Below are 18,844 nucleotides of genomic sequence, written 5' to 3'. Positions count from 1 at the left end.
TCTTATTTATTTATAGCGTTGTTATAAGAAACTGAATTTTCATCAACCTCATTCTTAACTTTCTTTTCTTCAATTTGCTGTGCGGTGCCCGATTTTTCCTCTTGAGGAGCATCATCACCACCGGTTAGCATCCCTCCAAAACTCATAAAGCCGATGGCCATAAGTCCTGTAACAATAAATGTAATACCCAAGCCTCTTAAGGCAGGTGGCACATTAGAGTATCTTATTTTTTCACGAATGGCGGCAATAGCTAAAATTGCTAAGAACCAACCAATACCAGAACTAACCCCGTAATTAAACGCTAAACCTAAGGTTTGGATGTCTCTAGATTGCATAAACAACGATCCACCTAATATGGCGCAGTTTACAGCAATTAATGGTAAAAAAATACCTAATGAATTGTATAAGGAAGGCGAAAACTTTTCTACCACAATCTCTACCAATTGAACCATTGTTGCAATGGTAGCAATAAATAAAATAAAGGATAAAAAGCTTAAATTATAATCTGCATATTCTGGACCTAGCCAAGCTAACGCTCCATCTCTTAACACATACTGATCTAACAGCCAGTTTAAAGGCACTGTTACCGCCAGTACAAAAATTACAGCAGCTCCTAAACCTACAGCTGTTGTCACTTTTTTAGATACCGCCAAATAGGAACACATTCCTAAAAAGGTAGCAAATACCATATTGTCTATGAATATGGATTTAAAGAATAATTCTATATGTTCTAACATAACATTGTACTTTTTATATAACTAATTCTAGTTTTCTTCTATTAAGGCTTTATTTCTTGAACGTTGTATCCAAATGATGATTCCAACTACAATTAACGCCATTGGTGACAATAACATAAAACCATTGTTTTCATATCCAAATGCATACAAACCAGATTTAGCAATTGGATCGCCCAATACTTTATACCCTAATAAAGTTCCAGAACCTAAAAGTTCTCTAAAGAACCCAACAATAATCAATATTAAACCATAACCAAAAGAGTTTCCTATACCATCTAGGAATGACCTCCAAGGCCCGTTTGCCAAGGCAAAAGCCTCAAAACGCCCCATAATAATACAGTTGGTAATAATTAAACCAACAAATACAGACAAGGTCTTACTTAACTCATAAGCAAAGGCTTTTAATACCTGATCTACGATTATTACTAGAGAAGCTACGACAACCAATTGTACAATAATTCTAATTTTTGACGGAATGATATTCCGCATTAAAGAGATCACAACGTTCCCTATTCCCAGTACAAACATCACTGAAATCGCCATTACTATAGACGCTTTTAATTCTGCTGTAATTGCCAAGGCAGAACAAATTCCCAGTACCTGAATGGTAATTGGGTTGTTATCCGCTAATGGATCTAATATTAGATTTGCATCTTTTTTAGAAAGTAATCCCATTTCTTAATTTTTAGCTCTTATAGTTTCTAAATAATCTTTATAAAGCGCTATGCTTTGCTTTATCATCGCAGACACTCCGTCACCTGTAATAGTAGCACCAGCTAAAGCATCTACTTCATTGTCATCCTTAATTTCATTGATAGGGTCATTATTCCCTTTTGCTACTGCTATACCAACAAAACTATTTCCGCTTAAAATAGACTCACCAACAAAGTCGTCCATAAAATAACGCTGCTTAATATTTGCTCCTAGGCCTGGTGTTTCCCCTTTGTGATCAAAAAAGACACCTTGCACCTTTAAATCTTCACCTAAGGCAACAAAACCCCAAATTGCATCCCAAAGACCTTTCCCTCTCATAGGAATGATATACGATTTAACTCCGTCTCTTTCTCCAATAAATACAGGTAATTTTCGCTGCTCTCCACTTTTAGCAAGTGTTTCTTGTTTCTTTAAATCTATTAAATATGCCTGGTCATCCGTAGTGATCTTATCACCTTGTATTACCAATTGCTCTTTAATGTACTTTTTAAATTCGGCCTCAACCTTATCCGTAGGAATAAAATTTACGCTTCCTTCATCTTCATTTTCATCAACACCCATTGCGTACAAAATGTTCTGTTGTTTTTCAAATCTTTCGTTTTCTTTAATACGATCATTCAACGATGACGCTAAAAAAGCCAAGATAGACCCCACAACAACAACCATAATTGCTGCAAAAATGACGGTGTAACTATTTTTATCTGTATCAATTGCCATAATTATACTTTATATTAAGCTGTAGTCTTTTTTAATCTTTTCAAACGTTTTTTAACATTCCCTTGAATCACATAGTGATCTATTGTAGGCGCAAAAACATTCATTAATAATATGGCCAAGAAAACTCCTTCTGGATATGCCGGATTAAATACTCTAATTAAAACCGATATAAATCCGATAAAGAATCCGTAAATCCATTTGCCTTTATTGGTTTGTGAACCTGTAACTGGATCCGTAGCCATATATACAATACCGAAGGCCAAACCACCAACAAGCAAATGCTGCCAGAATTCAAAGCTCATTAAACCGTAGAATTTACTTCCTTCCGAAATCCATTCTGCACTAACTGCGCCATTAAAAATTAAGCCCATCACTAAGGCACCCACAACAGCACTTAACATAATACGCCAGCTTGCTATCTTGGTAAAGATTAAGAACAAGCCCCCTAAAAGTATTAAGAATGTTGAAGTCTCACCTACTGAACCCGGTATAAAACCAAAGAACATGTCCGAAACTGAATGCGACAAGTCACTATTCTGAGCCAAGTGTCCAAGAACAGTTTCACCAGAAATAGCATCTGCAGTCCCGGCTCTTTCTACCGCTCCATGCACCCAAACCTTATCTCCACTCATCCAAGTTGGATATGCAAAGAATAAAAAGGCTCTAATGGTTAATGCAGGATTTAAAATATTCATTCCTGTACCACCAAAAACTTCTTTTCCGATTACGACACCAAAAACAACAGCTACTGCCAACATCCATAAAGGGGTATCAACAGGAACAATTAATGGTACCAACATACCCGTTACCAGGTAGCCTTCTTCTACTTCATGTCCTTTAATCACTGCAAAAACAAACTCTACCGCTAGTCCAACCCCATAAGAGATAAGCACCAAAGGAAGTACAGTTGTAATTCCAACCCAGAAGTTATCCCAAGTAAGAAAATGTTCCATAAGGGAGAAATCTGCGGGAAAACCATTTATTGCAGAAAAGTGTTGGTAACCAGCATTGAACATTCCAAATAATAAAACTGGAACCAACGCCATGATAACCGTATTCATTGTACGCTTTAAATCATCTGCCGCCCTCACATGAGAACCAGAATGCGTAGTTTCATTTGGCAAGTACAAAAACGTATGGATTGCATTAAATGCAGGTGCCATTTTTTTGCCTTTATACTTTTCCTTTAAATTGTGTAATGTATTTTTAAGACCCATCTTTTATCCTATTTCTTTTTGTAATAAGTCCAACCCTTCTCTAATTATTTGCTGATGTGGTTGTTTGGATATGCATATAAACTCCGTTAATGAAAAATCTTCTGGGGCAACTTCATACAATCCAAGCTGTTCCATTTCATCCAAATCCTTTATCATACAAGCTTTTAACAACTGCATGGGATAAATATCCATTGGAAACACTTTTTCATAAGCACCAGTAACAACAAAAGCTCTATGCTCGCCATTAGTATTGGTATTTAAATCATATTTCTTCTTCGGGAACAACCATGAAAAGGTCATTGCTCTCGTTGATGATATTTTATTAAAAACAGGCTTGTTCCATCCAAATAACTCATAATCGTCCCCTTCAGGAATAACTGTTACTGTATTGTTATAATATCCCAAATACCCTTCTGGAGAAGTCTTAGACCCCGTTAACACATCGCCATTAACAACCCGGAAGTTTTCAATAGCAACACCACTTCCATATAAGAAAGTAGAAATTTCAGATCCTATAGTAGCTGTGTAATATTTAGGCGACTTAACAACAGAACCAGCCAACGCTATTGTTCTTTGTGCGTTAAACTTACCCGTTAACAACAACTCACCTATAATCACCAAGTCTTGGGCATTCACGGTCCAAACCATTTCCCCTTTATTAATAGGGTCAATTTTATTGATCTGCGTACCCACTAAGCCTGCAGGATGTGGCCCAGAAACTTTATGCTCTGTAACCCCAGACAAACCAGACAATGGTGAGTTGGCACTATTCACAGAAACATGCACTGTTCCAGAAGTCAAGGTTGCAAGTGCAGTTACTGCCGCTTGTAATTCCTTTTCTTTTCCTTGCAAAACATAATCGAGGTTTGCCGCCAATGGCGCTGTTGCATAACCAGAAACAAAAATAGCCTTTGGAGCAACTTTTGGATTGGCAACTACATCATAGGGTCTTTGTTTAATAAAAGCCCAACAACCTGATGTCAACAACTGCTCTTTTACATCAATTGCAGTCGCATTCGCTAAGTTTAGTGTTTTGTGTTCTACTACCTCATTGGATTTATTAGCGCGAATCTTTAGCGATAATATTTTTCTTCTTGCTCCTCTTTGTATTTCCACCAATTCACCAGCTACAGGAGAAACAAAAAACATTTCTTCTATATCCTTATTGTAAAACAACGGCTCTCCTGCTTTAACAGAAGCCCCTTCTTTTACTAACATTTTTGGCGTTACACCATGAAAATCGTCAAGATTTATTGCGTAAACATTACTTAAAACCGCTTTAGAGGTAGTTTGCTCTGCGGCACCGACTAGGTTGATATTTAAGCCTTTTTTTATTCGAATGTCTGTAGACATATTATTGTAGACCTTAGGTTAACAAAATTTCGTGCAAATTTAAAGTTTTAAGTGCATATTTCCTCGCCAAAACAACAGAAGATATTTTATTTATATTGATTCTAAATAAAGCTACTCCAAAATGACTCAAAATAATTTTAGGCACAACTTTTGCTTATATTTGCAGTTCAATATCACGCAATGAAACACTATTTTTTCCTACTTCTGTCTTTAGGGAGTTTTTTTTTAGCACAAGCACAAGAACTCGTAGAAAAAAACCCTCCGAGCAATATAAAATCCATACTTTTTAAAGGAACAACAGCAGATCAATTTCCCATCATAGAACTTGGCGCATATGCCTACCTAGAATTTGACGACCTCAACGCCTCTGAAGATGACTACTACTACAAGATTGTACATTGCGATTACACCTGGAAGCCATCCAATTTATTAAAATCGCAATACCTGAGCGGACTAGACAACCAAAGAATCACGGAATACAGCAACAGTTACAATACCTTACAAGCCTATTCTAACTACCGTTTAACTATCCCCAACAATAACCTAAGTCTTAAGATTAGTGGCAACTACATGTTGGAAGTTTACAACGATATAGACGAACTTCAATTTTCAAGACGGTTTTTAGTTTACAAAAATATGGTAACCGTTGGTGTCAGTACTAAAAGAACACGCGATTTTAATTTCTTAAACGAAAAGCAAGTCGTTCAAGTCACTATTAACGCTGGCAATTTTCAACTTATAAATCCAAAAAGAGCCGTAAAAATAGCCATACTTCAAAACTACTATTGGACGTCTGCCCTTTACAATATAAAGCCACAATACACCATAGGAAAAGAATTGATCTATAAATATGATACCGAAACTAGTTTTTTTGGCGGCAATGAATTTTTAAACTTTGACACCAAAGATCTTCGGGCCACAACCACAGCAATTGCCCGTGTACAACTAGAGGATATTTATCATCATTACCTACATACAGACCAGCACAGAAGCAAAGAACCTTACACCTATTTTCCTGATATTAATGGCGATTTTATTGTCGGTACGCAACAAGGAGATGACGCCTCTAGAGAAGCAGAGTATACCAGTATTCATTTTAAATTACCATATAAAGAAACCATTGCCCTAAACGATGTATATGTATTTGGAAAGTTCAACAATTACGCGCTTACAGAAGAGAACAAATTAACCTACAACGAGAACACCGGCTATATGGAAGGAGTACTAAAACTAAAACAAGGCTTCTACAACTACAAATACGCCATTAAAACTGAAGACAACCAAATTAATATCAACACCATAGGAGGAGATTTTCACTATACGGAAAACAACTATTTGGTGCTTGTATATTACAGAAATTTTGGAGATCAGTTTGATAGCCTTATTGGGTTAGGTAGTGGAAATTCTAGCAATATCACCAACTAATGCCACAACTTTGTCAGCTAAAGTTATTCGTTTGCCGAAAATACGTTAAAACATATAGCATCTTTCAAATTTAGAATTATATTTGTTTTTGTGGACAACACAAGGCGCACTGTTAATTGCGACCAATAAAAAAAGAATCTATAGTTTTTAAAAATTGAATACTATGACTACACAAGTTACCAAGGGCATTAAAGTATCCATAAGCACCAATTTTGAAGGAACTTTCTTTAAAAACTACAAAATGCATTATGCTTTTGGGTACACCATTACCATTGAAAACCAAAGTAAAGATTCTGTACAACTCACCTCTAGGCATTGGGAAATATACGACTCTTTAAATGATTTAGAGATTATGGACGGCGAAGGTGTTGTTGGGCAAAAACCCGTATTAAAACCGGGACAATCACACACCTACAATTCTGGCTGTTTGCTGACTTCTCCTATTGGGGCAATGCGAGGTCACTACAACATGATCAACTTTTCAACTTCAGAAAAATTTAGAGTAAACATCCCGAATTTTAAATTTAGTGCTCCTTTTGCCCTGAATTAAATTTCCGCTTTACAAATCCTATTTTTGTTTTAATAACGCGTTTCATTTTAGTACCTTTGCAACTGTTTTTAACCTAAAAAATAGTAAAAATGGGCAAAGGATTTTTTGAAGTTCCAACCGCTATCAACGAACCAATAAAAAGTTACGCTCCTGGCACGCCAGAACGCGAAGCTGTACTTAATCAATACAAAGCGTATTATAACGCAACAGTAGATGTACCTTTATATATAGGCAGCCAAGAAATTAGAACAGGCAACACCAAGCCAATGTCTCCTCCGCATGACCATCAACATATAGTGGGACACTATCATGTAGCAGAAAAAAAACACGTTACTAAAGCTATAGAAAACGCATTAGAAGCAAGAGAAGCTTGGGCTAACCTTGCCTGGGAACAACGCGCTGCGATATTTTTAAAAGCAGCAGAATTGGTTGCCGGGCCTTACCGAGCAAAAATAAATGCAGCAACGATGATTGCGCAATCTAAAACCATTCATCAAGCCGAAATTGACGCCGCCTGCGAATACATCGATTTTCTTCGTTTTAACGTAGAATATATGACGCAAATTTACGCAGAGCAGCCAGACTCTGCTGAAGGCATATGGAATCGTGTAGAATACCGCCCTTTGGAAGGGTTTGTATACGCTATTACACCATTTAACTTTACAGCTATCGCAGGGAATTTACCCGCAAGTGCTGCTATGATGGGTAATGTTGTTTTATGGAAACCAAGTGATAGTCAAGTATTTTCTGCTAAAGTATTGGTCGATATATTTAAGGAAGCAGGTGTTCCTGATGGCGTTATCAACGTAGTTTACGGAGATCCTGTTATGATTACAGAAACCGCCTTAGCGAGTCCTGATTTTGCAGGACTACACTATACTGGATCTACCTATGTATTTAAAGAATTATGGAAACAAATAGGGAACAACATACACACCTATAAAACTTACCCAAGAATTGTTGGCGAAACAGGAGGCAAGGATTTTATTTTAGCCCACAAAACGGCTAATCCTGCACAGGTTGCTACCGCCATAGTTCGCGGTTCTTTTGAGTTCCAAGGACAAAAATGTAGCGCAGCTTCTAGGGTTTATTTACCAAAATCTACCGCTAAGGAAACTTTGGAATTGGTGAAGAGAGATTTAGCTACCATAAACAAACCAGGATCTCCTGAAGACATGAGCAATTTTGTAACGGCAGTTATTCACGAGGCATCTTTTGACAAGCTAGCGAAATATATCGATGGCGCTAAAGAAGCTAAAGACGCAGAAATTTTTGCCGGTGGTAACTATGACAAATCCAAAGGCTACTTTATTGAGCCCACGGTTATTTTAACTACCAATCCTAAGTACACCACTATGGAGACTGAGCTTTTTGGCCCTGTTGTAACCATATATGTGTATGACGATAAGGACTGGAAAGAAACATTGAAGTTGGTAGACAGCACTTCTGAGTATGCTTTAACTGGAGCTGTTCTATCTGGAGATAGATACGCCATTGAAGAAGCTACCAAGGCTCTACAAAACTGCGCCGGTAACTTCTATATAAATGACAAGCCCACAGGAGCTGTTGTTGGTCAACAACCGTTTGGTGGCGCTAGAGCATCCGGAACTAATGATAAAGCTGGATCTGCACAAAACTTATTGCGTTGGGTTTCCCCAAGATTGATTAAAGAAACATTTGTTACACCAACAGATTATAGATACCCATTTTTAGGGTAAACTAGCGCGTAATTAGTACAAAAGCCAAAATCTTAGAAGTTTCTAAGATTTTGGCTTTTTTTATGTTTAAAATTTAATTTAAAAAGCAAAAAATTGCTTGTGACACAATTTTAATGTAAATTTAACGTTAACTAAATGTAAACATACGGTTTACTTAATGTAAATTTGTACTAAAATTGAAAGACTATGAAAGAGAGCATCGCAAAAAAAATCACCAAGAAAAGAACGCCATCTAGCTTAGATAGGCTTTATTCGTATATGAAGAATTACGCTAAAAATTGCAAGTACTCATTCCACAAAATGTTAAGTACTTAAACTACCCTTTGTGCTTTAAGGGCAAGTATACTATTTTCTTAGTCTCAAAAAATTCTTCCGTATAATAATCGGATAATTTATAAATTTCTGCTGTTTTATAATCGCTTAATTCTTCAGAGAGATCACCTCCTTTTAAATAGAGAATACCATTTCTCCTCTCGTGTATCGAATTCTTTTTAATACGGCCTTTTATCCATCGTACAAAAGTTGGCATTGCTGCTACTGCCCTACTCACTATAAAATCATATTGGGTGTCTAAATCCTCAACACGGCTATGTATTGCGGTAACGTTCGTCAATTGCAAACCATCTACAACTTCCTGAACTACTTTTACTTTTTTACCAATGGCATCAACGAGTGTAAACTGAGTTTCGGGAAAAAGAATCGCCAAGGGTATCCCTGGAAAACCACCACCTGTACCTACGTCTAAAACCGTTGAGCCAGGTAAAAATTGTTGAAATTTTGCGATAGCCAATGAATGTAAAACATGGCGCAAATAGATTTCTTCTATATCTTTACGAGACACAACATTTATCTTGGTGTTCCAATCTGCATACAGCGATTCTAGTGCCACAAAATGTTCTTTTTGCACATCCGTTAGATCGGGAAAATACTTTAAAATAATACCAGACTTCATAAATTTCATCAAATTTTTAGCAAAAGTAAGAAATTCCGTAATCATAAAATTTTCTTATTTTACGATATTAATCATATTATAAAAAGTACTTTTACATTATATTTGTCCTTTATTAAGTAAAACTTATACTTAAAACCCCTCTCGAAAACTACAACAACTGCTTTCGATGACTATAAAAACAAAACATTCACCCATAAAAATGGGTCATAAGAAATAAGAATTATGGAAAATAAATCAATTCGATTTTCACGGAAAGATTCAACTCAATTTTTTAAAACCCTAAACAAGCGAGTGAATAATTATTTTAAAGAAAATGAGATCAAAAAAACAGGTAACTGGAAGCTACATTTAAAAACTGTAGTAATGTTCACCCTATTTTTAGCGCCTTATTTTTTAATTTTAACTTTAGGCTTGCCAAATTGGGCAAACTTATTATTGACCATTACTATGGGCGTTGGTATGGCTGGCGTTGGTATGAACGTTATGCATGATGGCAACCATGGTTCTTACTCCAACAATAAATGGGTAAATAAAATAATGGGAGGTAGTATTTACATTTTGGCTGGTAATGTTTACAACTGGCAGGTACAACACAATGTTTTACACCATACGTATACCAACATACACGAACATGATGAAGACCTAGAAGCTGGAAGAATCTTACGTTTTTCTAAACATGCAGAATGGCACAAACACCATAAATTTCAGCATTTCTACTCGGTTTTCTTATATGGGTTGCTAACATTTAACTGGGCCATTACCACAGATTTTCAGCAAATGTATCGGTATATGAAACGTAAATTAGCCTATGGTAAATTACCGAGTAAAGCTACCAATTGGAGCACACTTGTAATTGCTAAATTAATATATATCACTATTTGGATTGTTATCCCATTGGTATTTTTAGACATTGCTTGGTGGAAAATATTACTTGGCTTCTTTATTATGCACTATGTGGCGGGTGTTATCTTAAGTGTTGTGTTTCAGTTAGCACATGTTGTAGATGAGGCAGAAACACCTCTTCCGGATGAAAGTGGCACTATGAAAAACACTTGGGCTATTCACCAGTTGTTTACGACCGTAAATTTTGGAACTAAAAACAAGATTGTAAATTGGTTTACTGGCGGATTAAATCACCAAGTAGAGCACCATATTTTTCCTAATATTAGCCATGTTCATTACACAAAAATCTCAAAAATTGTGAAACAAACGGCAAAAGAATTTAATTTGCCATACAATGAATATAAAACTACAAGAAAAGCTATAATTTCGCACTTCAAACATTTAAAAGAGCTAGGCAAAAACCCAGCTTTACAGTATCAGTAAAACTAATGAACTCATGAACAATCATTTATCCGATAGAATTACAAACATGTCTACATCGGCAACTTTAGCTATGGCTGCTAAAGCACGAGAATTACGCAATTCTGGTAAAGACATTATTGGTTTAAGTTTAGGTGAACCAGATTTTAACATCCCTGACTTTATAAAGGAGGCTGCTAAGCAAGCTATTGATGACAATTACAGCAGTTACTCTCCTGTTGATGGCTATGCAGACTTAAAACAAGCTGTTGCTAATAAATTTAAACGAGATAACAATCTTACCTACGGACTAAATCAAATTGTAGTTAGTACAGGTGCTAAACAGTCTTTAGCCAACATTGCCATGTGCATGATAAACAAAGGGGACGAAGTTATTTTACCTGCACCATATTGGGTAAGCTATAGTGATATTGTTAAACTTGCGGAAGGAACACCGGTAGAAGTACCCACAAGTATTGACACCGATTTTAAAATGACACCTCAGCAATTGGAAGCTGCTATTACGCCGAAAACCAAAATGATGTGGTTTAGCTCACCTTGCAATCCAAGTGGTTCTGTTTACAACAAAGAAGAATTAGAAGGCCTTGCCGAAGTTTTAAAAAAATATCCAAACATATACGTAGTTTCTGATGAGATTTACGAACATATAAATTTTAGAGGAGGACACGTAAGTATTGCCGGCATTGATGGAATGTACGACCGTACCATTACCGTAAATGGCGTTTCTAAGGCATTTGCTATGACGGGTTGGCGTATTGGTTACATTGGAGGTCCAGAATTCATCGCAAAGGCTTGTACTAAATTTCAAGGACAAAACACCAGTGGTGCTAATTCCATTGCACAACGTGCCACAATAGCAGCATTAGACGCCCCAGTGAGCAAGATTCAATTTATGATTGATGAGTTTCACAAAAGAAGGGATCTTGTTTTGGAACTTTTAAGCGAAATAGAAGGGTTTAACGTAAATGTTCCCGAAGGTGCTTTTTATGTTTTTCCAGACATATCTAGCTTTTTTGGCAAAACCATTAAAGGAACAACGATCAACAATGCCTCTGACTTTTCATTGTATTTATTAGAAAATGCAAATGTTGCAACCGTAACTGGGGAAGCCTTTGGAAATGCAAACTGTATTCGTATCTCCTATGCTGCATCAGAAAAAGAATTGCGCGAAGCTATGGCTAGAATTAAAGCGATTCTATAACCTACAAAATACAAATTACAAAAGGTCTTATTGCTAGTTGTAATAAGGCCTTTTTTATTGCAAGCAGTTTACTAAATAATTTCTATTTTTATGACTAAAACTATCAAAATAGAAACACACCTTACACCCCCGCAAAAAGAACCTATTCGACTTCAAGAGTATGGTGTAGGTATTTTTACAACCCTAACCACCAAATCGGCCTTAAAAAAAGCACTTAAGAAAAAGCATATTTTAGTGGATCTAAAAATAGCAAGCACAGCAACCTTTATTAGGGGTGGCGAAACCATATACTACAACAAACCCTTAGAAAAATCGATCAAAAAGAATTTTAAAATAGATTTAGAGGTTGTTTTTCAAGATGATTATTTAGCCATTATCAATAAACCTGCAGGCATCCTAGTAAGTGGCAATTCTTTTAAAACCATAGACAATGCCTTGGAATCCAATCTAACAAAAAGTAGCTTGCCTGATGCTACCAAACCAAGGCCTGTACATCGGTTAGATTTTCCCACCACAGGACTTTTGGTCATTGGAAAAACTACCGCCAGCATCCTACTACTAAACAAGCTTTTTGAAAACAAAGAAATTGCAAAAACCTATTTGGCGGTAACCCAAGGCGTTATGCCTACTGAAGGCAGTATCAATACTGAGGTAGACAACAAAGTTGCACTATCTCACTACAGCGTTCTCAATCGCATAGTATCTAAAAAATTTAAATTCCTTAACTTGGTAAAATTAACGCTAACCACCGGAAGAAAACATCAACTTCGAACTCATTTAGCAGGGATAGGCAATCCCATTTTAGGAGATGCGCAATACGGTATAGCAGGACAGATAGTAAAAGGAAAAGGACTTTACTTGCACGCCTATTCTTTAGAATTTACCCATCCATTTACCAATGAAAAAATAAAGGTCACAAAAGAGCTTTCAACAAAGTACACCAAACTATTTCCTTCCTTTTTACAAAACCAATAGGCACAACCTATGTTTTCTTTAAAAAAACTATGCCTTTTGCTTGGGGAACCTATAAAAAGTGGTGTTTGCTAAAATGCCTATCGCAAACCAATAGGTTAACAGAATTAGAATACCCGAATAATTAAAAGGACTTACAAATTTATCATAAGCCAAGAGAGCATCCGAAATTAAGAATAAGCTAACAGCTAAGGCTATAGCTCCAAAAATTGGCCTTCTATATTCTAAATACAAATTAATACCCTGCCAGCACATGAATAGGATACATACGATATACACCCCTACAACAGCAAATAAGTTGCCTAAACCAGGATAAATAAAATAGTAATATAGCCCACCAATACTTAATAATACAATGAATGGCATTGCAAACAAGCTTAGCCCGCTGATAGAAATAAAAGCATAAGAAAAAACAATATGGCCAATTAAAAAGGATGCCAGTCCAAAAATAAAGTAGGCATCATTTAACAAAAGTACATCGCCCAGCAAACAAAAAACCAAGGCCACAAGGATTGCATAAAAATAGGCTTTCGCCGGGCGATACCCATATACAATTACACTGCTAATAAGTAGCATTGTAGTGAACGGCTTAAGAATACCATATAGGGCTTCATGCTCTGCAAATTGAGCCCAAATAGCAGCAATAGCCGATACGAAAACCACACCATTTAACCAAGCTCTTCCCATTACTTCCTTTCTAACCATAACGCTTTGGAAATATGGTAAACTTTATGCATCCAATGAATTTTATCCCGGAACACTACTTAATATTGTTTATTTTAGTCCTATCCAAAAAAATACAATCGTGAAACTACTTCAAATCACCATAGCATTATTATTTTCTCTATCCCTGTATTGTCAAAAACCGGCCTACAAAATTTACAACGCTAAAGGAAAAAAAGTAACGTATAAAAAAATGCTAAAATCACTTACCAAGGACGATATTATCTTATTTGGCGAATTGCACAACAATCCAATTTCGCATTGGCTGCAATACGAAGTTACTGCAGACCTGAACCAAACAGAACAACTCGTTTTAGGAGCCGAGATGCTAGAAGCCGATAACCAAACGCAAGTAAATAATTACTTAGCAGGCATTATAGACGCAAAAGCATTAGATACCGTTGCTAGACTATGGCCAAATTACAAAACGGACTATGCGCCCTTGGTTGATTTTGCTAAAGAAAACGAACTAATTTTTACAGCTACAAATATTCCTCGGAGATACGCTAGCTTGGTCTACAAAAAAGGATTCAGCGCTCTTGACACGCTATCGAAGGCAGAAAAACAATGGATTGCTCCGCTACCGATTGCTTTTGATAGCGAGCTACCAACTTATAAAAACATCCTTAAGATGATGGGAGATCACGGCACTCCAGAACTTGTAATGGCACAAGCAATAAAAGATGCAACTATGGCTCACTTTATTCTTCAAAACCACCGGACTAATACTATTTTTATTCATTACAATGGTGCCTACCATTCCGATAATTACGAGGGTATTTTATGGTATTTAAGAAAAGAAAAATCGGACTTAAACTACACCACCATTACGACGGTCTTACAAGAGAATTTAAAAAAACTAGAAAAAGAAAATCTGAGTCGTGCCGACTTTATTATCAGTGTGGATAGTCACATGACCAATACATACTAAACATCGCAATTATGACAACAACAAACGAAGCACTGATACAAGAATTTTACACTTCATTTGCTAAGGGCGATGCCAAGGGTATGATAAATTGTTATCATCCGGATATTATTTTTACAGATCCCGCTTTTGGAACTTTAAAAGGCGAGAAAGCAAAAAGTATGTGGCAAATGTTATTAAGTAGAAACAAAGAAGGCTTACACATTTCATTTGGTGACGTAAAAGCTACAGAAAATACAGGAAGTGCTAGCTGGCAGGCCAAATACACTTACGGCCCTAAAAAAAGAAAGGTTGTAAACAATGTTACGGCAACTTTTGTATTCTTAGATGGTAAGATCGTAGAACATACAGATTCTTTTAATTTATGGAAGTGGTCTAAACAAGCTTTAGGACTCAGTGGTTTTTTTATAGGTTGGACTCCTTTTTTAAAAAAGAAAATTCAGGCAAATACCAATAAACTTTTGCATTCATTTATATCTTCTTCCAAAAATAAGGCGTAAGCAGAATAAGCACTGTAAAGAGTTCTAATCTACCTGCCAACATTAAGAAACCGCACCACCATTTTGCTAATTCGGGCAAACTATTAAAATTATTAAGCGGATTTAAAGTCCCAAAACCCGGCCCTACATTCCCCAAGGATGTTGCAGCACCACCTATGGCAGATATAAAATCTAACCCTAGAAAACTGAGAACCAATGCACCTAATATAAACAAGAGCATATAGAGTACCAAAAATGCGATAATATTATACACTATCTTTTCAGGTACCATTTTATTGTTATAACGCACCGGTATAATAGCATTAATATGCAAAGTTCTTTTAAACTCTAGCAAGCCATTTTTAATAATCAGTAAATGACGCATTACCTTAATACCACCAGCTGTAGAACCTGCACAGCCTCCTAAAAACATCAACCCAAAAAAGAATACGGTTAAAAAGGGTGTCCAGCTCGTAAAATCTGCTGTGACAAAACCGGTCGTAGTAATCACGGCAATTATCTGAAACAATGCATGCCTAAAGGAGCTTTCAGCTGCTCCCAATACCATTGGATGGTAGTCCGAAACCGGAACATCTGCTTTAAAGTATACTACCAAAGCAGCAATGATTGTAAAAAACACGATAAAGCCAGTATAGAACTTAAACTCTTCATCATGTAGCATTTTTTGAATTTTCCCCTTAAAGGCAAAATAACTTAACACAAAGTTGCTCCCTGCCAAAAACATGAACAAGATAACGATATACTGAATTAAAGGTTGATCATTCCAATAGGCTAAACTTGCATTTTTTGTTGAAAAACCACCTGTAGAAAGTGTTGCCAAAGAGTGATTTATGGCATCAAAAAACGACATTCCTGCGAGCTTCAGCAGCAGTGTTTCTGCTACAGTATACCCAAAATATATTAGCCAAAGTCTTTTGGCTGTATCTGTAATTCTCGGGTGTAATTTATCTGCACTAGGCCCTGGTGCTTCGGCTGAAAACAACTGCATACCTCCAATCCCTAATAACGGTAAAATAGCAATGGCTAAAACAATAATACCCATGCCCCCTATCCAGTGGGTTAGGCTTCGCCAGAAAAGAATACCCTCTGGCAAAATTTCTATATCGTCTAGAATTGAAGCTCCTGTAGTTGTATAGCCCGAAATGGTTTCAAAAAAGGCATTGGTCACATCGGGTATGGCTCCTGAAAAAATATAGGGTAGCACTCCTGAAATAGACATCACTATCCACCCAAAGGTGACAATTAAATACCCTTCTTTTCTTTTAACTTCTTTTTTATGACCTCTTGTAATTAGCATGGCCATACCTCCTGCTACCAAGGTTACAATGGCTGCCATAGCAATTTCTAAAGTTGCTCCATCATTATAAAAAGCACTAACTCCGGCAGAAATACCCATAAACGCACCATTGCACAACAACAACAGGCCCATGATATGAATAATGATTTTATAGTTCAATCCCATTTATAAGAAAAGTTTTTCGATTTTAGGAATGGCTTGTGGCAAGCAACATACCACCACTCTATCACCTTCTAAAATTTCAAAATCTCCTAGAGCAATTACTCCTTCCCCATCTCTAACAACGCCTCCTATAGTGGCTGATCTTGGAAAGTCTAGCTCTTTAATAATTTTTCCATTCACAGCAGAAGTAGACTTTACTACAAATTCTAAAATTTCTGCATTTAAATTATTCAAACGGGTTAAGGCAACAACCTCTCCACGTCTAATATGCTTAAAAATATTATTTGCTGCTAATAGCTTTTTATTGATTAAGGTATCAATCCCTATGGTATGCGAAAGCTGAAAATAGTCCATATTTTCTACCAAGGCAATGGTCTTCTTAATGTTTTTAGATTTTGCCACTAGACAAGACATAATATTGGTTTCCGAATTAGAAGTTACAGCAATAAATGCATCCATCGCTTCTAAATTCTCTTCTTCTAGCACCTCTACAATTCTTCCATCGGCATTAATAACTAGCGCATTTGGCAAATCATCTGCCAATTGCATAGCAACTTCCTTATCCTTCTCTATCAGTTTTACATTGAATTTCTTGGCGCATAAATCTCGTGCTGTTTTATAACCCAATTTACTGCCCCCATGAATCATGACATTTTTAATCTCTGTCTTATGTTTGCCCGTAAGTTTTAAAAGTTCATTTACCCCTTCCTTGGTTGTAATAAAATAAACTTGGTCTCCCTTCATAAACTCCGTATCTCCCCTAGGGATAATCGTATATTGGGTACCTTTGCGTTGAATTGCAATGGGCATAAAATGAAGTTCAGGAAAAATCCTTGCCGCTTCTTTTACCACTTTGCCGACAAAAGGAGCTGAGTTGGGCAAACAAACGCCAATCATAATTAAAGCACCCGACTCAAATTCGTAGGTATCATTAAAGGCAGATTGATTTAGCAATAACTGTATCTCCGTTGCCGCTAGCTCCTCTGGAGAGATCAATTCATCTACTCCCAATTTCGCAAAATTTAAATCCTCTTTATGGCGAATAAATTCTGTATTAGAAATACGCGCAATTGTACGCTTACAACCCAATTGTTTTGCTAAAATACATAGGGTAATATTGGTGGTTTCTGAAGAAGTAACTCCTATAACTAAGTCGGACTTTTCTACTTGCGCATCTTTTAAAACAGAGACAGAAGTTGCGTCTCCCTTTAGAACTCTAATATCTAAATGACTGTCGGCATATGCCAAACTTTCTTTATAGGTATCAATTAAGGTAATGTCTTGAGATTCAAAAGACAATAATTTTGCCAAATGAAATCCAACCTCCCCAGCACCTGCTATAATAATCTTCATGTATTCATTCTAAGTACAATCAAACCTACGAGATTAAAAAGAATGTTACGTAAAATTTGATAGGCAAAATTACTCAATTTAATACAATTCAAGATTATTTAGGCATAAAATATACTTTAAGCCTATTTACCCTACTCATAGCAGAACTTCTATGACACCCAAAGCACTGCCTGGCAAATTAATTGCCACCCAAAAACTCACTTTCTTTTCATTCCCTAACTCCTGAAAAATGTAACCATTATACTATCTTTGTAAAAAAAATAGTAATGGCTGAAAAAGTTACTCCATATAAAAATTCTGAATTAGGAAAGAAAGAACAGGTTACTCAAATGTTTGATACTATTTCTAAAAATTACGACGGACTTAACCGTGTAATTTCTTTTGGAATAGATGTAAAATGGCGTAAAAGAGTGGTTAATCTGATAAAAAAGGAACAACCAGAAAACATTTTAGACATTGCTACGGGCACGGGAGACCTCGCCATTAACCTGATAAAGACTGGGGCTAAAAAAATCACAGGTTTAGATATTTCACCGGGCATGCTCGAGGTTGGTAAACAAAAAATTATAGAGAAAAAGTTAACCAACACCATAGATCTCGTTATTGGAGACAGTGAAAATTTACCTTTTTCAGACAACTCTTTTGATGCCATTACCGTTGCCTTTGGTGTGCGTAATTTTGAAAACTTAGACAAAGGCCTACTGGAAATATATCGTGTATTAAAGCCAAAAGGTATTTTTGTAGTTCTAGAAACATCCGTACCTACTAAAACACCTTTCAAACAGGGGTATAAATTTTATACAAAATACATCCTTCCTACCATAGGAAAAATCTTTTCAAAAGACCGTACGGCCTATTCTTATTTATGTGAATCTGCTTCTATTTTTCCTTATGGTAAAGACTTCAACAATATTTTACAAAAAAATGGGTTTATTACAGTAGAGAATAAGCCACAAACATTTGGGGTCGCCTCCATTTATGTCGCATCAAAATAAAATATGA

The 18,844-nt window shown here is 36.3% G+C and carries 18 protein-coding genes; 9 read left to right on the top strand and 9 right to left on the bottom strand.

What is annotated here, in order from left to right; translation table 11 throughout:
* Nucleotides 1-2: 2 nt before the first annotated feature.
* Genes nqrE through MWU65_RS15985 form a run of 5 tightly spaced genes read right to left on the bottom strand, consistent with a single transcriptional unit; the run spans nucleotide 3 to nucleotide 4,738 of the window.
* On the bottom strand, nucleotides 3-737 hold the full coding sequence (gene nqrE / locus MWU65_RS16005) for an NADH:ubiquinone reductase (Na(+)-transporting) subunit E (RefSeq protein ID WP_247079582.1): 735 nt from the start codon (nucleotides 735-737) through the stop codon (nucleotides 3-5).
* Nucleotides 738-764: 27 nt separating this feature from the next.
* Entirely contained in the window at nucleotides 765-1,412 is a 648-nt protein-coding gene (locus tag MWU65_RS16000) for an NADH:ubiquinone reductase (Na(+)-transporting) subunit D (protein WP_247079580.1), read from the bottom strand.
* Nucleotides 1,413-1,415: 3 nt separating this feature from the next.
* Entirely contained in the window at nucleotides 1,416-2,168 is a 753-nt protein-coding gene (locus MWU65_RS15995) for a Na(+)-translocating NADH-quinone reductase subunit C (protein WP_247079578.1), read from the bottom strand.
* Nucleotides 2,169-2,182: 14 nt separating this feature from the next.
* Nucleotides 2,183-3,385, bottom strand: a complete 1,203-nt coding sequence (locus tag MWU65_RS15990) for an NADH:ubiquinone reductase (Na(+)-transporting) subunit B (RefSeq protein ID WP_247079576.1) — start codon at nucleotides 3,383-3,385, stop codon at nucleotides 2,183-2,185.
* 3 nt (nucleotides 3,386-3,388) lie between these two features.
* Complete coding sequence (locus MWU65_RS15985) at nucleotides 3,389-4,738, bottom strand: Na(+)-translocating NADH-quinone reductase subunit A (protein WP_247079575.1); 1,350 nt, start codon at nucleotides 4,736-4,738, stop codon at nucleotides 3,389-3,391.
* Nucleotides 4,739-4,918: 180 nt separating this feature from the next.
* On the opposite strand from MWU65_RS15985, the gene MWU65_RS15980 reads away from it, so the two are divergent.
* From MWU65_RS15980 to pruA, 3 genes are all read left to right on the top strand, one after another.
* Entirely contained in the window at nucleotides 4,919-6,163 is a 1,245-nt protein-coding gene (locus tag MWU65_RS15980; RefSeq protein ID WP_247079574.1) for a DUF5103 domain-containing protein, read from the top strand.
* Between the two features lie 163 nt (nucleotides 6,164-6,326).
* The gene (apaG, locus tag MWU65_RS15975; RefSeq protein ID WP_247079573.1) at nucleotides 6,327-6,713 is read left to right on the top strand and encodes a Co2+/Mg2+ efflux protein ApaG; all 387 of its coding nucleotides are present in this window, start codon (nucleotides 6,327-6,329) and stop codon (nucleotides 6,711-6,713) included.
* Between the two features lie 89 nt (nucleotides 6,714-6,802).
* Nucleotides 6,803-8,431 (top strand): L-glutamate gamma-semialdehyde dehydrogenase, encoded by a 1,629-nt coding sequence (gene pruA / locus MWU65_RS15970; protein ID WP_247079572.1) that lies wholly within the window; start codon nucleotides 6,803-6,805, stop codon nucleotides 8,429-8,431.
* 316 nt (nucleotides 8,432-8,747) lie between these two features.
* On the opposite strand, the gene rsmG is transcribed toward pruA, so the two are convergent.
* Entirely contained in the window at nucleotides 8,748-9,428 is a 681-nt protein-coding gene (rsmG, locus tag MWU65_RS15965; protein ID WP_247079571.1) for a 16S rRNA (guanine(527)-N(7))-methyltransferase RsmG, read from the bottom strand.
* A 177-nt stretch (nucleotides 9,429-9,605) separates the two neighbouring features.
* On the opposite strand from rsmG, the gene MWU65_RS15960 reads away from it, so the two are divergent.
* The 3 genes from MWU65_RS15960 to MWU65_RS15950 all read left to right on the top strand — a co-directional run bounded on the left by MWU65_RS15960 (nucleotide 9,606) and on the right by MWU65_RS15950 (nucleotide 12,882).
* The gene (locus MWU65_RS15960) at nucleotides 9,606-10,709 is read left to right on the top strand and encodes an acyl-CoA desaturase (protein ID WP_247079569.1); all 1,104 of its coding nucleotides are present in this window, start codon (nucleotides 9,606-9,608) and stop codon (nucleotides 10,707-10,709) included.
* A 13-nt stretch (nucleotides 10,710-10,722) separates the two neighbouring features.
* Nucleotides 10,723-11,907, top strand: a complete 1,185-nt coding sequence (locus tag MWU65_RS15955) for a pyridoxal phosphate-dependent aminotransferase (protein ID WP_247079567.1) — start codon at nucleotides 10,723-10,725, stop codon at nucleotides 11,905-11,907.
* Between the two features lie 90 nt (nucleotides 11,908-11,997).
* On the top strand, nucleotides 11,998-12,882 hold the full coding sequence (locus MWU65_RS15950; protein WP_247079565.1) for an RluA family pseudouridine synthase: 885 nt from the start codon (nucleotides 11,998-12,000) through the stop codon (nucleotides 12,880-12,882).
* Nucleotides 12,883-12,909: 27 nt separating this feature from the next.
* On the opposite strand, the gene MWU65_RS15945 is transcribed toward MWU65_RS15950, so the two are convergent.
* The gene (locus MWU65_RS15945; protein ID WP_247079563.1) at nucleotides 12,910-13,584 is read right to left on the bottom strand and encodes a lysoplasmalogenase; all 675 of its coding nucleotides are present in this window, start codon (nucleotides 13,582-13,584) and stop codon (nucleotides 12,910-12,912) included.
* A gap of 100 nt (nucleotides 13,585-13,684) precedes the next feature.
* Between MWU65_RS15945 and MWU65_RS15940 the strand changes: the two genes are divergently transcribed.
* Both MWU65_RS15940 and MWU65_RS15935 read left to right on the top strand, forming a co-directional pair.
* Nucleotides 13,685-14,533, top strand: coding sequence for a ChaN family lipoprotein (locus MWU65_RS15940; protein WP_247079560.1), 849 nt, complete (start codon nucleotides 13,685-13,687; stop codon nucleotides 14,531-14,533).
* Nucleotides 14,534-14,544: 11 nt separating this feature from the next.
* Nucleotides 14,545-15,030, top strand: a complete 486-nt coding sequence (locus MWU65_RS15935; RefSeq protein WP_247079558.1) for a nuclear transport factor 2 family protein — start codon at nucleotides 14,545-14,547, stop codon at nucleotides 15,028-15,030.
* Here the strand turns inward: MWU65_RS15935 and MWU65_RS15930 are convergent.
* The gene (locus MWU65_RS15930; RefSeq protein WP_247079556.1) at nucleotides 15,002-16,492 is read right to left on the bottom strand and encodes a potassium transporter TrkG; all 1,491 of its coding nucleotides are present in this window, start codon (nucleotides 16,490-16,492) and stop codon (nucleotides 15,002-15,004) included. The two genes, MWU65_RS15935 and MWU65_RS15930, sit on opposite strands and share 29 nt — an antisense overlap.
* Nucleotides 16,493-17,842 carry a Trk system potassium transporter TrkA gene (trkA, locus tag MWU65_RS15925; protein ID WP_247079554.1) on the bottom strand — a complete coding sequence of 450 codons (1,350 nt, stop codon included), beginning with the start codon at nucleotides 17,840-17,842 and terminating at the stop codon, nucleotides 16,493-16,495.
* A gap of 266 nt (nucleotides 17,843-18,108) precedes the next feature.
* Between trkA and ubiE the strand changes: the two genes are divergently transcribed.
* Nucleotides 18,109-18,837 (top strand): bifunctional demethylmenaquinone methyltransferase/2-methoxy-6-polyprenyl-1,4-benzoquinol methylase UbiE, encoded by a 729-nt coding sequence (gene ubiE, locus MWU65_RS15920; protein WP_247079552.1) that lies wholly within the window; start codon nucleotides 18,109-18,111, stop codon nucleotides 18,835-18,837.
* The last annotated feature ends 7 nt before the right edge of the window (nucleotides 18,838-18,844 follow it).

Origin of the sequence: Cellulophaga sp. F20128, assembly GCF_023015805.1 — a bacterium.
GTDB lineage: Bacteria > Bacteroidota > Bacteroidia > Flavobacteriales > Flavobacteriaceae > Cellulophaga.
Note: the sequence above shows the minus strand (reverse complement) of the source record. Positions and strands in the feature narration are given on the sequence as shown.